The sequence below is a fragment of the Prevotella histicola genome (assembly GCF_055385135.1).
Map to the genome: position 1 here is coordinate 131,604 of NZ_AP043793.1, position 15,624 is coordinate 147,227.

General features: G+C 37.8%; 13 protein-coding genes. 8 read left to right on the forward strand and 5 right to left on the reverse strand.

The annotated features are described in order from the left end of the window. Positions 1–37: 37 nt before the first annotated feature. On the forward strand, positions 38–610 hold the full coding sequence (locus ACZ48L_RS00540) for a UpxY family transcription antiterminator (RefSeq protein ID WP_464721992.1): 573 nt from the start codon (positions 38–40) through the stop codon (positions 608–610). A gap of 282 nt (positions 611–892) precedes the next feature. Here the strand turns inward: ACZ48L_RS00540 and ACZ48L_RS00545 are convergent, their stop codons facing one another. Genes ACZ48L_RS00545 through ACZ48L_RS00560 form a run of 4 tightly spaced genes read right to left on the reverse strand, consistent with a single transcriptional unit; the run spans position 893 to position 4,704 of the window. After that, positions 893–2,461, reverse strand: a complete 1,569-nt coding sequence (locus ACZ48L_RS00545; protein WP_025791660.1) for a peptide chain release factor 3 — start codon at positions 2,459–2,461, stop codon at positions 893–895. A 15-nt stretch (positions 2,462–2,476) separates the two neighbouring features. Further along, positions 2,477–3,358 carry a dTDP-4-dehydrorhamnose reductase gene (gene rfbD / locus ACZ48L_RS00550; RefSeq protein WP_025791661.1) on the reverse strand — a complete coding sequence of 294 codons (882 nt, stop codon included), beginning with the start codon at positions 3,356–3,358 and terminating at the stop codon, positions 2,477–2,479. A gap of 26 nt (positions 3,359–3,384) precedes the next feature. Then, a complete protein-coding gene (locus ACZ48L_RS00555) occupies positions 3,385–3,993 on the reverse strand; it encodes a DUF4924 family protein (RefSeq protein ID WP_025791662.1) in 609 nt (202 codons plus the stop codon). 24 nt (positions 3,994–4,017) lie between these two features. Next, the gene (locus ACZ48L_RS00560) at positions 4,018–4,704 is read right to left on the reverse strand and encodes a LysE family translocator (protein ID WP_008822277.1); all 687 of its coding nucleotides are present in this window, start codon (positions 4,702–4,704) and stop codon (positions 4,018–4,020) included. 131 nt (positions 4,705–4,835) lie between these two features. Here ACZ48L_RS00560 and ACZ48L_RS00565 point away from each other — a divergent pair, with 131 nt between their 5' ends. From ACZ48L_RS00565 to fmt, 4 genes are all read left to right on the forward strand, one after another. Then, on the forward strand, positions 4,836–5,840 hold the full coding sequence (locus tag ACZ48L_RS00565) for an ROK family protein (RefSeq protein WP_008822278.1): 1,005 nt from the start codon (positions 4,836–4,838) through the stop codon (positions 5,838–5,840). Positions 5,841–6,058: 218 nt separating this feature from the next. Continuing rightward, complete coding sequence (locus ACZ48L_RS00570; RefSeq protein ID WP_025791665.1) at positions 6,059–6,628, forward strand: L-threonylcarbamoyladenylate synthase; 570 nt, start codon at positions 6,059–6,061, stop codon at positions 6,626–6,628. A 14-nt stretch (positions 6,629–6,642) separates the two neighbouring features. After that, on the forward strand, positions 6,643–8,439 hold the full coding sequence (locus ACZ48L_RS00575; protein ID WP_036871507.1) for a chloride channel protein: 1,797 nt from the start codon (positions 6,643–6,645) through the stop codon (positions 8,437–8,439). A gap of 80 nt (positions 8,440–8,519) precedes the next feature. Further along, on the forward strand, positions 8,520–9,548 hold the full coding sequence (fmt, locus tag ACZ48L_RS00580) for a methionyl-tRNA formyltransferase (RefSeq protein WP_025791667.1): 1,029 nt from the start codon (positions 8,520–8,522) through the stop codon (positions 9,546–9,548). A 604-nt stretch (positions 9,549–10,152) separates the two neighbouring features. Here fmt and ACZ48L_RS00585 read toward each other — a convergent pair. Beyond that, positions 10,153–10,902, reverse strand: coding sequence for an outer membrane beta-barrel protein (locus ACZ48L_RS00585; protein WP_025791668.1), 750 nt, complete (start codon positions 10,900–10,902; stop codon positions 10,153–10,155). A gap of 834 nt (positions 10,903–11,736) precedes the next feature. On the opposite strand from ACZ48L_RS00585, the gene ACZ48L_RS00590 reads away from it, so the two are divergent. From ACZ48L_RS00590 to ACZ48L_RS00600, 3 genes are all read left to right on the forward strand, one after another. Next, the gene (locus ACZ48L_RS00590) at positions 11,737–13,272 is read left to right on the forward strand and encodes an MATE family efflux transporter (protein ID WP_025791669.1); all 1,536 of its coding nucleotides are present in this window, start codon (positions 11,737–11,739) and stop codon (positions 13,270–13,272) included. A gap of 42 nt (positions 13,273–13,314) precedes the next feature. Next, positions 13,315–14,361 carry a glycosyltransferase gene (locus ACZ48L_RS00595; protein WP_464721993.1) on the forward strand — a complete coding sequence of 349 codons (1,047 nt, stop codon included), beginning with the start codon at positions 13,315–13,317 and terminating at the stop codon, positions 14,359–14,361. Between the two features lie 62 nt (positions 14,362–14,423). Beyond that, entirely contained in the window at positions 14,424–15,443 is a 1,020-nt protein-coding gene (locus ACZ48L_RS00600; protein ID WP_204866081.1) for a stealth family protein, read from the forward strand. Positions 15,444–15,624 lie beyond the last annotated feature (181 nt).

A 15,624-nucleotide genomic window follows, 5' to 3' on the forward strand; every position in this document is an offset into this window, starting at 1 on the left:
AGTCTTCTCAAACAAAATTCATTACTTTGCAAACACTATGGCTGAAGCTACACGATACGCAGATGAGATTGTTGATGACGGATTCCCTTGGTATGCTATCCGTCTCTTCACTACCCGGCAAGGTGAGGTGAAGAGTTATTTCGAAGAGCAGGGGTTCGAGTGCTTTATCCCTATGCAATATGTTGGGGCAGAGGGGCATGACGGTAGGACTCATCGTACCTTACGACCTGTTGTTAATAATCTTATATTTGTTAAGCAGTCGGACGAAGAAACAACCTTCCGGCGTGTTGTTCAGCAAGCCGATTATAAGATTAGTGTTCTTCGAAAGGCTAAAGATTCCCGGGAATATAGCCTTATCCCTCATCGTCAGATGTATGAATTTCGGTTGATGTGTAACCCTGAGGTCACCATGAGAAAGTTCTTGTCAATAGAGCAGGCGCAACTGAAAGCTGGGGAAGAGGTTTATGTGAAGTTTGGTCCATTTAAAGGATTATCCGGCCGTTTGGTTCGTTCGAGTAAGAAGTATTATCTCCTTAAAGAGGTCCCAGGCCTGGGTATTATGCTGAAAGTCTCTCGTTGGTGTTGTGTCCCTATTGAAAAGAAAGAATGATAATTGCCTAAAGTCATCAGAAACATTTCATCCTTTGGGAATATGTTTACGAGCTGTTTGTAAAAAGCTTAAGAGCTTTTAGCGGAATGGTTTATTGTTTTTTCGTGGTTTATTAAACACTCGTTGAGTAAGGCTAGACTTCTTCTCCAAAAATATTTTTGTTTGTTGTGTTCTTAAGTACCTGATGTTGGAAGATAAGAAAATAGCAACTGGTGCCTTCATTCTCTTGGAGTTTTAACTATACAGAGAGATGTGGAAGCACCAGTTGCTATTATTTTCTGTTTAAAATTCGCTTGTAAAGTGGAAACGAATGTGCTCAAAGTCTTGTTGTGCCATACTTAGAACATAACTTGAATCAGCAAGGAATACGTCACGTCCTTCGTTATCTTTTGCCATGTACTGGTATTTGCGCTTCTTGAAATTCTCTAATTCAGCCTCATCATCGGCTTCAATCCAGCAAGCTTTATAGAGGTGTACTGGCTCCCAACGACATTTAGCATTGTATTCATGCTCCAGTCGATACTGTATAACCTCAAACTGAAGCTGTCCAACGGTTCCAACGATACGGCGATTATTGAATTGATTGACAAATGACTGTGCCACACCTTCGTTCATTAACTGCTCAATACCCTTGAGGAACTGTTTAGACTTCATTGGGTCATCGTTCTCAATATACTTGAAAAGCTCTGGCGAGAAACTTGGCAGACCACGGAAATGAATTTTCTCACCTTCAGTGAGTGTATCACCGATCTTGAATACTCCACCGCTATCTGGTAGACCTACGATGTCCCCAGGGTAAGCCTCTTCAACGGTACTCTTGCGTTGAGCCATAAACTGAGTAGGAGAGGAGAAACGCATGGTCTTGTCATTACGCACGTGAAGATAAGGCTGGTTACGTTGGAATTTTCCTGAACATACCTTACAGAAAGCAATACAACTGCGGTGGTTCGGGTCAATATTAGCTGTGATTTTGAAGATAAATCCGGTGAACTTTGGTTCTGTTGGGTCAACAATCCTTTCTTCAGCCTTGGTTGGGCGTGGACTAGGAGCAATCTCAACGAAACAGTTTAACAGTTCTTGTACTCCAAAATTGTTCAGTGCTGAACCAAAGAATACTGGTGCAACCTCTGCATGGCGATAGGTTTCAACATCAAATTCAGGATATACTCCATTGACAAGTTCAAGATCATTGCGCAGATGTTCAGCAAAGTCAACTCCAACATGTTCGTCTAACTCATTAGAGTTGATGTCAACTTCCATCTTTTCAGTAACACGTTGTTTGTTTGGAGTGAAAAGGTTCAGTTGTTGTTCGTAAATGTTGTATACACCTTTGAATCTCTGTCCTTGCCCAATAGGCCAAGACAATGGGCGTACCTTGATTTTCAGTTCTTCTTCCAACTCATCCAGAACATCAAACGGATCACGGCCTTCACGGTCCATCTTGTTGATAAAGATGATTACAGGAGTATTGCGCATACGGCAGACTTCCATCAGTTTGCGTGTCTGCGCCTCTACACCTTTGGCTGAATCGACGACAATAATAGCGGAGTCAACTGCTGTCAGCGTGCGGTAAGTGTCTTCGGCAAAGTCTTGGTGACCAGGAGTATCGAGGATATTTACCTTGTAGTCCTTATAATCGAACTCCATCACAGATGTTGACACAGAGATTCCACGTTGTTTCTCTATATCCATCCAGTCTGATGTCGCCGTTTTGCGTATTTTGTTGCTTTTCACTGCCCCCGCAACCTGTATCTGTCCACCGAAGAGGAGGAACTTCTCTGTCAGTGTTGTCTTACCAGCATCAGGGTGAGATATAATGGCGAACGTTCGCCTGCGTTCTATTTCGTTCATTTATTTTGTGTGTTATTAATCTTGTTCCTGTAGGTTCTTCATGCACTTTTTCAATGAATCTACCCAATAAGGAATCTTTATCCCGAAGGTCTCCTTTATCTTAGTTTTGTCAAGAACAGAGTATGCTGGGCGCTTTACTGGTGAAGGAAACTCGTTACTGTGACAAGGTTGAATGTCACAAGTAGTGTTACCTGCTAACTCGGCAATCTTTATTGTAAAATCATACCAGCTGCAGACACCTTCGTTGGAGAAATGATAAATGCCGGTCTTGCCTTCATACTGGCGTTCTTCGATGATTGTAAAGATGGTTTCAGCAAGATCCCCTGCGTAAGTCGGTGTGCCACACTGGTCAAATACAACCTTTAGTTGGGGCTTGGTAGCAGTAAGGTTCATCATTGTCTTGACAAAGTTATGGCCGAATTCACTGTAAAGCCAAGCAGTACGGAGTATAATGTGGTTGACACCTGTTGCCTGAATTTTCTCTTCTCCGTGTAATTTTGTTAAACCATAAACCCCTGTTGGTGTACCTTTCATATCTTCCTTGCAAGGTGTATTGTATGGATCACCTCCAAAAACATAGTCCGTGCTGATATGTACGAGTAGTCCGTCAACCTCTTTCATTACTTTTGCAAGATTCTCAGGAGCAACAGCATTGAGTGTTTCAACGATGTTTCCAGCAGTCTCTGCTTTGTCGACATTGGTCCATGCTGCACAGTTGATGATACATCTAACATCATTTTTCTGTACCATGTTGCGAATATCTTCTATATTCGTGATATCTAATTTTGTATATCCATCACAAACATCTGTGAAGATATAATGGTCTTTGCTGTTTTTGGAAACAAGTTGCATCTCATTGCCAAGTTGGCCGTTTGCTCCTGTTACTAAAATGTTCATTCTTTCTTCTTTTAAGTTTGTTTCTGTTAATTATCACCAAAGTCCAAACCTTCTGTCTTGTCTTTGATATAATAGTCGGATAGCATTCCGATGAAGGTGGTGATTTCTTTTAATGCTCTTGCAGTCTCAGGAGTAATCTCTTTCTTCTGTAGGCGGAGCATCATTACACCATATAAGAAATCAAAGCAAGTTTCTATTTCACTTTCTCCTAATTGTGAAGCAACACCTTTCAGACGTTCATCATTGGTTCTTGCCATCTTGTCTGCTGTCCGCTTAGCCTTTCCTCGTAGCTCAACAATGAAAGGTAAAACACGATAATATTCAGCGGAGTAGAATGGGAACTTAGAAGACTGTAGCAACTCTGCGTGCAACTCTGTTAGATCTTGCATCACGACTTTATTAATCTGAAGATGTCCGCCGTCTCTACATCCTTCTTGATTCATCATTCGGACTAAATCTCCAAACCAATCTTCTTCTTCCCCTTTCTGTTCATCGGTATATTGAAACTGGTCAATATATTCTTTGCGGATTCTGGTTAGTGAACAGTCGTATGCGCGGATTGTATCCTCAATCTGCCACATATATAATAAATATTCAGCTATACTCTTCTTTCTGAGCTCCTTTGCAACAAACATAAATTAAATCTTGTTATTTACTCTTTATTTCATTAAGCCATCTACTGTTGGCAAATGATAAAGATTGAAAATAGTGCCTAAAAGTACAATAATGGAAAACAATATTACAACAGACCCTATTACCTTATTTATTATAAGGACACCATTAACATCAAACTTACCTCTGATTTTGTCTACTAACCATGTCAGACCGTACCACCAAAGCAACGCTCCTGCTGGGATGCATGCAAAGCCAACAATCATTTCAAAAGGACGATCCGGCTGTACAAGTGCAAATTGTGCAAAGGTTGCCATGAATAAAAAGATAATGAGAGGATTGGAGATCGTGACCAAGAAAGCTGTCAGACCGTTATGGAAGATAGATCCTTTTGTGTTACTGCTTTGATGCATCTTCTTCATAGGGTTCGATTTAAAACAATAGATGCCGAATAAAAGAAGAAGGACACTACCAGAAATCTGCAGGATAAGCTGATAAGTAGGGTTCTGTAACGGTTTCATTATAAAGCTCATACCCAATCCCACAATGAGTGCGTAGATAGTGTCGCTGATAGCGGCACCAATACCTGTGACAAAGCCATACCAACGTCCTTTGTTCAGGGTACGTTGAATGCATAATATACCCACTGGGCCCATCGGGGCAGAAGATATTATACCTATTAATAAACCCTTAAAAATGAAATCCAGTATATCTATTTGTATAGGGAATTGCATACCTGTTATTTTGGGTGCAAAATTGCAAAAATTATATGAGATAAACAAATTTAGTTAAACAAAACTTTGTGGTATTCCACTTTTTTCATAACTTTGCCAATCAAAAAGTTAAACTAAAAACTTATAAAGTCATGGACGTAGTAGAAGATTTGAAGCCAGTTGTAACAGGTTTGGAAAAGCCATTTGTGATTGGTTTGGATTTAGGAGGTACCAATTCCGTTTTTGGAATAGTAGATCAGCGTGGACAGGTTCTTGCCACCAACTCTATAAAGACACAAAACTATAAAACAGTAGACGATTTTGTCGATGCTGGTGTGGAGGCTTTGAAGCCTATCGTAGCAAAGGTTGGCGGTATTAGTCAGATTCGTGCTATGGGTATCGGCGCTCCTAATGGTAATTTCTATCGTGGTACGATTGAGTTTGCACCTAACTTGGCTTGGGGCCACGACGGGGTTGTACCATTGGCAGATATGTTCTCTAAGAAGCTGAACATTCCTGTAGGTCTTACCAACGATGCAAATGCTGCAGCGGTGGGTGAAATGCAGTATGGTGTGGCGCGTGGTATGAAGGATTTCATCATGATAACCCTTGGTACAGGTGTCGGTTCTGGTATTGTTATCAATGGCCAGATGGTTTATGGCTCAGATGGTTTTGCTGGTGAGTTAGGTCACGTTACAATGGTTCGTGGAAAAGATGGACGTAGTTGTGGTTGCGGACGTACTGGTTGTCTGGAGGCATATTGCTCTGCAACAGGTGTGGCTCGTTCTGCTCGTGAGTTCCTGAAAGAGTCTGATGAACCTTCTTTGTTACGTGATATGAAGCCTGAGAAGATTACTTCTTTGGATGTTTCTATTGCAGCTGGACGTGGCGATAAGTTAGCTAAGCGTGTATATGAATTTACTGGTGAAATGCTGGGTAAAGCTTGTGCTGACTTCGCTGCTTTCTCTTCACCAGAGGCATTTATCTTCTTTGGTGGATTGACAAAGGCTGGTGATTTGTTAATGGAACCTATCATACGTTCTTACAAGGAGAATGCCTTGGAGATCTTTAAGGACAAGCCAAAGTTCTTGGTAAGTTCGCTCGATGATGCTGCGGCTGCTGTCCTTGGTGCATCAGCTATAGGTTGGGAACTATAAAGGCAGAGTTTTTAAGGCTTTGACAGAGATGCTTGCTTATGTTTATGGTATTTGCGAGCATACTCCCATAAAAAGCTTAAAACTTATAATTAGAAAGTGAATATAGGGCTGACGGATTTCCGCAGCCCTTTTTGTTTGTTTTGTTTTGTATTCTCGTTTTTTTACTCTATCTTTGCGTTTCAGAATAACGTAAATAGAATTTCTATTAAAAAACAAAGATGAAACAGGAAGACGATATCAAGAAGGCAATTGAGGTGATGAGAGAAGGAGGAATAATTCTTTATCCTACTGACACGGTGTGGGGGATAGGTTGTGATGCAACAAATCCTGATGCTGTAGCAAAGGTGTATGCTCTAAAGCGTCGTGATGACTCAAAGGCGCTTATTTGTTTAGTTGATTCTGATAATCGTCTTCAGCGTTATGTACGTCATGTCCCTGATGTGGCTTGGCAGTTAATAGATGCTGTTGAGAAACCGACGACTTTGATTCTTGAAGGTGCTGTAAATCTTGCTCCAAATCTGATAGCTGAAGACGGTTCTATCGGTATGCGTATTACGAAGGAGCCTTTCTCTCATGAACTTTGTTATCGTTTCCAGAAGGCTATTGTGAGTACTTCTGCCAATATCAGTGGCGAACCAGCAGCACAGAATTACTGTGATATTTCTCAGGAGATCCTTGATGGCGTGGACTATGTTTGTATGTCACGACGTCAGGAACATAAGCCACATACCCCGTCAAGTATTATAAGGCTGGGCGTTGATGGTGAGGTGAAGATTATCAGAAAGTAGGAGTAACGACGCAGATGACTGGATCAACAAATGTGAGCTTTGTTTCTCGGTTGGACGCATGGCGACAACGACATGTATCTGATCGGGAACTTGTTTTGGTGTTGGCATTTATGGTAGGCTTCCTTGCCTCACTGGCTGCTTATGTTTTACACTTTATCATTCATGAGATAAAGGATCTTATCACGTCAGGTTTCCAAGTAGCTACCATCAACTGGTTGTATCTTCTTTATCCAGTTATCGGTATTTGGCTGACAAGTTTGTTCGTTAAATATGTAGTGCGTGATAATATATCACATGGCATTACCCGTGTTCTTTATGCGATATCTACAAAACAGTCACGGTTGAAAGGACATAATACTTGGTCTTCAATCGTTGCTTCTGCCATAACGATTGGCTTTGGTGGGTCTGTAGGTGCTGAGGCTCCTATTGTCTTGACGGGTTCTGCTATAGGTAGTAACTTAGGTAAGATATTCCATTTAGATAATCGTACACTGATGTTGCTTGTTGGTTGTGGTGCCACAGCTGCGGTGTCGGGTATCTTTAAAGCACCAATAGCAGGTCTTGTTTTCACTCTTGAGATTCTGATGGTCGATCTGACAATGGCTTCTCTCTTGCCAATTCTTTTGTCATCTGTTACGGCAACGTGTTTCTCTTACTTCTTTACGGGTGGTTCAGCAATGTATGATTTCAAGATGGACTATTTGTGGAGTCTCGAACGTGTGCCGGCAACAATTCTGTTGGGTATAGCTTGTGGCTTCCTGTCTTTGTACTTCATGCGACTGATGTCATGGTGTGAAAATGGTTATGGAAAGCTCTCTAAATATCCTTATTTAAAGCTTCTTACCGGTGGAGTGGTGTTGTCTTCACTCATTTTTCTTTTTCCTTCCCTCTATGGAGAAGGATATGATAGCTTAGGACTTTTTATTGAAGGGAAGACATTGACCGACTGGATGCAGGTGATGAGTGGGTCTATGTTTGCCGGACAAACTAAGTATCTGGTGCTCTATGTAGGGCTTGTCATGATGACAAAGGTATTTGCTACCAGTGCGACAAATGGTGCTGGTGGTTGTGGTGGAACCTTTGCACCATCTTTGTTTATTGGAGGATTTGGAGGATTCTTCTTTGCCCGACTTTGGAATATAGAACAGTTGGGTGTTTATATTCCAGAGAAAAACTTCACTCTTTATGGGATGGCTGCTGTGATGGCTGCTGTGATGCATGCCCCACTGACGGGTATATTCTTGATAGCAGAGTTGACAGGAGGTTATCAACTCTTTATTCCTCTTATTATTGTTACGATAAGTTCTTATCTGACCATCAATATCTTTGAGCATCATAGTATCTATGCTGTGCGTCTAGCAAAGCAAGGGAAGCTCCTTACTCATCATACAGATAAGTCTATTCTGACACTGATGAGTATGGATAAGATCATAGATCGTGATTTTAAATCAGTCGGTCCTGACATGGAGATGGGACAACTTGTGCATGCTCTCAGTTCCAGTCGTAATGACTATATGCCTGTTCTTAATGAGAATGGTGATCTGCTTGGTGAAATTGATATCACAAAACTTCGTTATATCATTTTCCGAACAGAGCTTTATCATCGCTTTCATGTCAGTCAGTTGATGACACCTCCAGCGGCGATATTAGGGGCGAATGATCCTATGGAGGATGTAATGAAGACTTTCGACAGGACAGGAGCGCAATATCTCCCAGTTGTTAATGTGGATAATCATTTAGTTGGTTATATCTCCCGTGCCCGTTTATACAGTATGTATAGACAGTTAGTAGCAGATTTTAGTGCAGAGTAAGGCGGAAACCTATGCAACTGTATCATAGGAAGAGATGATGAAAGGGGATAATCATTATTATTAGTTATGAATTGTTTAGCATGAAGAAAGAAAACATACGTATTGTTTTTATGGGAACTCCAGAGTTTGCTGTGGAATCTCTGAAGAGTCTGGTAGAGAATGGATATAATGTCGTAGCTGTTGTTACCCAACCTGATAAACCCGTGGGACGTCATCAAGATAAACTACAGCCATCAGCAGTCAAGCAATATGCTTTGGAACATGATCTACCTGTTTTACAACCCGAAAAGATGAAGGACGCGAATTTTATAGAAGAGCTTCGCGCTTATCATGCCGACCTTCAGGTTGTAGTTGCCTTTCGTATGTTACCGGAGGTTGTCTGGGCTATGCCACGTTTAGGAACATTCAATGTACATGCTGCTCTTCTTCCTCAGTATCGTGGTGCTGCACCTATTAACTGGGCTGTAATCAATGGGGAGACAGAGACGGGAGTAACTACCTTCTTCCTGGATAAAGATATTGATACTGGACGTATTATCCTGCAAAAGCCATTTGCTATACCTGATACTGCAGATGTGGAATATGTATATGATGGTTTGATGCATTTAGGGGCTGAGATAGCAAGGCAGACAATAGATCTCATTGCTTCTAAACTACCAGAGGAAGATTTGGAAAATGTTGATTTCCCGCACATACTGGAAGAAATAAGTGTTCCACAGGGGTATGAGGATAAAGTGCTTCATGCTGCTCCGAAGATATTCAAAGAGACTTGTGTAATAAACTGGAATCAGTCAGCCAAGAGAGTTTATGATTTTGTGCGAGGGTTAAGTCCTTATCCTGGTACGTGGAGTGAATTGTACAACGAGAGTAGCAACTCCAAGCCCATTGTCATTAAGATTTTTAAGACAGCTAAGACTGAACAGCCTGCTGTGGATGCTGTAGGAACTCTGGTCGTACGTAAGAACCATCTTTATGTAAATACGGCAGACTACCTTTTGGAACTTCTTGAATTACAGGTTTCTGGGAAAAAGCGAATGGATGCAAGAGCTTTCTTAAATGGCTTTAAAGATATTGATAGTTATAGGTTTAAGGCTATTGATATAAAGTAAAGCATTATATTCTCTTTTTATTAGTATCCACTATTTTTTAGTTAGATATGAGTTAAGACTGGATCCTCATTTGGTATTCAGTCTTCTTTAGTTGTTTTTGCTTCTCGCACCAAAAGGCTTATAATTATGGGTATAGATGCTTGTTCTTTCGGGTATAATGGCTTTGGTTTTCCAAGGTTATAGTTACCTTAAAACCCCTAATCCTTTTTTATTTTTATTTGCTGTCATTTTTAACATTTCGCATAAAGTGTTGTTATCCAATGCATTGTGATGCATAAAATTGTGATAGGAATGACAGGAAATTTAAATGTGCTCCCATCTTCTGCTAAGGATACTGTGTTGACCGAAACTTGAGTAGACTTATATCATACTTCCAAATAGTATTTTTGAGAGGTATAGTATTAGGTTCTAATACTTTTTTGAAGGGTCACAATTAGTGCTCTTTTGCTTTTGTGCGACAGCCCAGCACCGGTGGTGCTGCACGCTAACTCCACTGGTGCTAGAGTACAGCACCAGTAAGAAAGTAATAGTGTAAAAAAGTGAAAGGGTAAAAGTACGTTTGTTTCTAAAAGTCAAAGAGGGCAGAGCGAGAAACTTTCATCCCTTAAAAGACTTTTATTCTATATCCTAATGTGATCTCAGCCATACTGTTACGAGCGTTACCCATCATAAGTTTTGCTTTATCACTTGTAGCTAACTTTCTGAATGATAAATTGTAACGAGCCTCTAACTGCCATTGCTTCCATTCGTAACTTACACCGAAAGGAATGGCTACATCACCACTATGGATATCATCTTTGATATTAAGGTCCTCCCCATGTCTTAGTTTACTGTGAGCACTGACCAATCGTGCCATGTGTAAACCTGTGGTAAAACTCCATGTGAGGTCTGCCCAAGGGTACCAGCGGACAAGGTAGTCTATATTGATATAATCCAATCGGTAGTCGTAAGGTCCAACTCTTGAGGTGGTAACATTCCCTAACGCATCTGTAGTGTAAGCGGTATTGTAAACTCCAGATGATCCTTGTCGACTATATCCCATTTCAACGTCAATACCAATATTCTTGGCCACGAATACTTCTACATACGCTCCAGCTACAACTCCTAATTTCATTTTTCCGTCAATACCTGGTAAGTCTGACAGGTTAAGACCAACTTTTGGTGCAGCATAGATGTCCCATATCGTATGCTCACCAGAAGGCTTGGTGTTCTGTACAATAGCTTTTTTGACATCGTCATATCCTTCTTTTACAGTCTGACCAATGTGATTAGCCTTGCTTTTCGTGAAGATCTGGGCGTGACAGCTTGTTATTACGCCCATTAGGATAGTGGTAATCAGGATAAATCTTTTCATTATAGTCTTATTATTTTGTTGCAAAGATAGTGATTTTTCTTCAAACCATGGAAATCTTATTTTTTTTCTTCGTTTAGGATATAATCCCTCTTTCTCTTCCTTTTTAAGAAATTGCTCGGTAATTATTCTATTAATATTTTCCTTTTCTCAATTTTTTTATTTAATTTTGTACCATTAATAAAGGGATATTAGAACTATTAACAAAAAGATTCTGCGAGCGAAACCATCTACTGAATTGACCAACACAGTTTTGATAGTTTTAACTAACGATAGTTACTGTACCACGTCTATTTGTTTTTGTGTTTTGTTCTTATGTGGAGGAACCGTAATAGTTGTCAGCCTGCATACTATTTGTTGTTTGCAGGGAGGAGATTATATTTTCTCTTTTAACTAAACCGGTTACTTTACGTATCTTTTGTTTTTTCTAATTTAATCTAAAATACAACCATAAAGCATGCTATAAATTATATATTAGAATTATTTTGGACTTTGGGAAGACTATCTTTATTTATCTTTTATATAGAGGAATAAAGCTTTTAAAGTGGATTAGTAAGTTTTTGCAATGGTCTGGTGTTAATTCTTTAAGATTTTTGTGGGTACATAGGTTAAAGAAATATATTCCAAGATGGTCAATGCTTCATATAAATAAATATTTTTGTTGTTGGTATGCAAAGTATGTTTATGTAGTATTGCAATATTACTTTCTTATTGTTTCAAAATAATGAAATATGTTTTAAGCTCAGATATAAGTGCAGAAGAGCATTGTAGTACTGTTTATTTCATAATTGTAATATTTAATATAGCATTATTTAGATATTAGAAAAATTCTCATATATGTCTGAAGTTATTTCTTCAAATAAAACGATAGCAAAAAATACACTACTTACATATGTAAGAATGCTATTTAATCTTGTCGTATCTCTTTATACGTCACGTGTAATCCTTCAAGTACTGGGGGTTGATGATCTCGGTACTTATCAGGTTGTTGGTGGTATAGTTTCTATTTTTACCTTTATCGGAGGTGCTATGGCTGGTGCGACTTCTCGTTTTCTTGCCTACGAAATACCTTTAGGAAATTTAGAACGTTTAAAGAAGACTTTTTCAGCTTCTCTGAATGTTAATCTGATAGCTGCAGTCTTGTTTGCTATTTTGGCAGAGACAGTTGGCGTTTGGTTAGTATTAAATGTATTGTCAATTCCACCTGGTCGGGAGACTGCTGCAATGATTGTTTATCAGTTTTCTATCCTTTCTACTGTCTTGACTTTTATACAGACTCCGTATAATGCTGCACTTATTGCGCATGAGAGAATATCTGTTTTCGCCTATATAGGAATACTTGATACACTATTAAAGTTATTACTTTGTTATCTTGTTGTTGTTTTACCAATGGACAAATTGGTTGCTTATGCTATATTGATATCGTTAACAGGAGCTACAATACAGTTTATATATTGGATATATTGTAAACGTCATTTTGAGGAGTGTGTCTTCTCTTGGAAATTCGACAAAGAGGTGATGAAGCCATTATTGACTTTCTCAGGATGGGATTTATTTAATAACTTTTGTTTTGGCATAAAACAACAAGGATTAAATATTTTATTGAACACTTTCTTTACTGTTGCAATAAATGCAGCTTGTGGCTTCTCAAATACAATATATGCAACAGTACGTGGCTTTGCTAATAACTTTATGATTTCAGTACGACCTGTTATTACAAAATGCTATTCCATTAAGGATTATGGAAGAATGCAAGAATTAATTATAGATAGTTCTAACTTTTCTTTTTCATTAATGCTTTTGTTATCTTTGCCTTTCTTTTTTGAAGGTAATTTTATAGTTACATTATGGTTAAAAAATCCTCCTGAATGGACCGTTATTTTTTGTCAGCTACAGTTGGCAACCTGTATTATAGCGGTTTTGTTTTCACCCATATATTATGGGATTGTTGCCACTGGTAAGAATAAACTTTATGCAATACAAGACAGTTTCTTGATGTTATTGTCGCTACCTGTTACTTATCTTTTTCTAAAAGCAGGGTATAGTCCATTAGTGCCATTTATTGTTCTGATAGTTATTGAATTAATAAAATCGAATCTATACGTTTATATCTTGAAGAAGAATATTCCGGAATACAAAACATCTAAATTTTATAGGAAAAGTGTTTTACCTTGCCTTTTGATGGCTTTATTGTGTATATCCTTAATTTTGCTCTGCACCATGTTGTTTAAACAAGATGGTTGGTTAAGATTTATAGTTGTTAGCATAGCATCAACTCTTTCTACAAGTATTCTTTCTTATTATTTTTTATTGAATGCATGCTATAAATTAAAGATTCGTCAAAAAATAAGTTCTGTCTTCAATTCTAAGTAGATGGAGTTTGCATGAAATACAATAAAATCTAAAATTATAAGAATGAATGAGAATTTACTTTCAGTGATAGTTCCAGTGTTTAATGGTGGGCATTATCTATCTAAACTTATTGAAAGTTTAATAGATAAAAACAAGGATATTGTTGATGCGATGGAAATTATTCTTGTCAATGATGGTTCAACTGATGATAGTAGTGTCTATTGCGAAAAACTCGCACTTGAGATAAAGCAGATTAAATATTTTTCAAAACAAAATGGAGGAATAGCTTCTGCACGAAATTATGGGTTAAAGTATGCTACAGGACATTTTATAACATTCTGTGATCAAGATGATATGGTTCAGAAGGCATATATGCCATTTATAGAAGTAATGCAAAGAAACCATTGTGAAACATTGATTAGTGACGTTACAGTAAGTCAAGATGGCATTTTGAGAAAACAGAACCGTATTGTATTAGATGAGGTCTGCGATTTAAATGGTATCAATAGTTTAGTTAGATTTTATATAGGAGGTCGGAAGTTTCCTTTGAAATATCGTTTAGAACAAGAAATTAATGTTCCTAATTCTATTTGGAATTGTATTTTTTCTTCTTGTGTTATAAAAGAAAATAACATTTCTTTTGAAGCATTTGTTGATTATGATGATGATTGGAAGTTTTGTTTAGAAAATGTATTATATTCAAAAAAAGTATATTTAGCAAAAGAATCCTTTTACATTTGGAGGATTAATAATACTTCAGAATCACATACACCAAAATATATTTCTAACCTATTTGAAAGAAGACAACGTTCTATAGAATGGCAGACAAAGATTCTGAGGAAAATTGGTGTGTGCGAAGAAGAAATCCAAATTAATACAATTCTTCAAACAAAACGTTCTATTATATGGGGATTTTATAATGCTTCAAGGATATCTTATTTTAGATGCAGGAAAGAAACTATGAATGTCATAAAGTGTAGTAATATTAAAGGAATCTATAGTCAATGTGAGTCTTTAGTTGATGTCCTATATATTTTTTTGTTAACAAATCATTTGTTTCCTCTCGCTTATTTTATAAATAAACATTTTCTTCATAGGGTATATCATTGATAAACATTTTTCTTTAATTTTTTGTAAACCAATCTGACTTTTAATAATACAGCGAATTAAAGATGAAAATTGATTTTATAATTTTTTGGGTAGATGGTTCTGACATTGAATGGCAGAAGAAGAAAGCGCTTTACAAAGGTACACCTTTCCAGAATGCTGACGTAAGATATAGGGATTGGGATATTCTTAAATATTGGTTTAGATCTGTGGAAGAATTTGCTCCATGGGTGAATCATATATATTTTGTAGCTGACAATCAAAAGCCCGAATGGATAGACTGGAATAATCCAAAGTTGACTTATGTAGATCATAAGGATTTTATTCCACATGAGTTTCTTCCCACTTTTCAAGCTAACACAATAGAGAATAATCTCCATCGAATTCCAGGATTAAGTGAACATTTTGTGGTTTTCAATGATGATATGTTCATTAACGCACCTGTAGAACCTGAATATTATTTTAAAAATGGTCTGCCCTGCGACGCTCCGTTTGAACATATCTTTACAGGACGTTCTTATTTTCCTGAAATAGATGGGTGGGGAATACATATTATGGAGTTTTGTGATACACAGGTGGTAAATGCACATTTTAATAGGCGAGAGGTGACAAAAGCTAATTCTAAGGGCTGGTATGGAAGTTATTTAGGTTGGAAATATCGATTACAAGCTTATCTTATACGTTTCTTTAGGCGCACAGAATTTCAGCATTTCTATACTCCTCATAACGAAAAACCTTTCTTAAAATCAATATATGAGGAGGTTTGGAGCAAAGAAGGGGATATGTTGGCGAAGAGTTGTACAAAGTTTCGAGAAGAAGTAAGTTTAAATAATTATTTTTTTCGTTATTGGCAACTTGCTTCAAATAAGTTTTATCCTGAGAATAGTATTATGCAGAAGCAGGTAGTGCAGTTGGCAACTTCTGCTTTATCTACCTTAGGAAGTAAGTTGTTTGATGCTAATATAAAATCACTCTGCGTAAATGACTCCTCCCTTTGTGATTATGATGATTATATACAGGCGAAACCATTAGTTGTCAAGCTGTTTGAAAAAAAACACCCATGTAAGTCATCATTTGAGTTATAATATGAATGGACGTTTTCTCAAAAGAAAGATTGTGCATACTTATTTCTGTTATTATCTCTTTTAAAGTTTTATATATAGCTTTAAATACTCAATTATTATTTTTTTAGTACTTGTGGCTATAAGTTGGACGTGTGCTATTGTCATAGATAAAATAAACTATGTTATTCAAAATCTGTTAAGA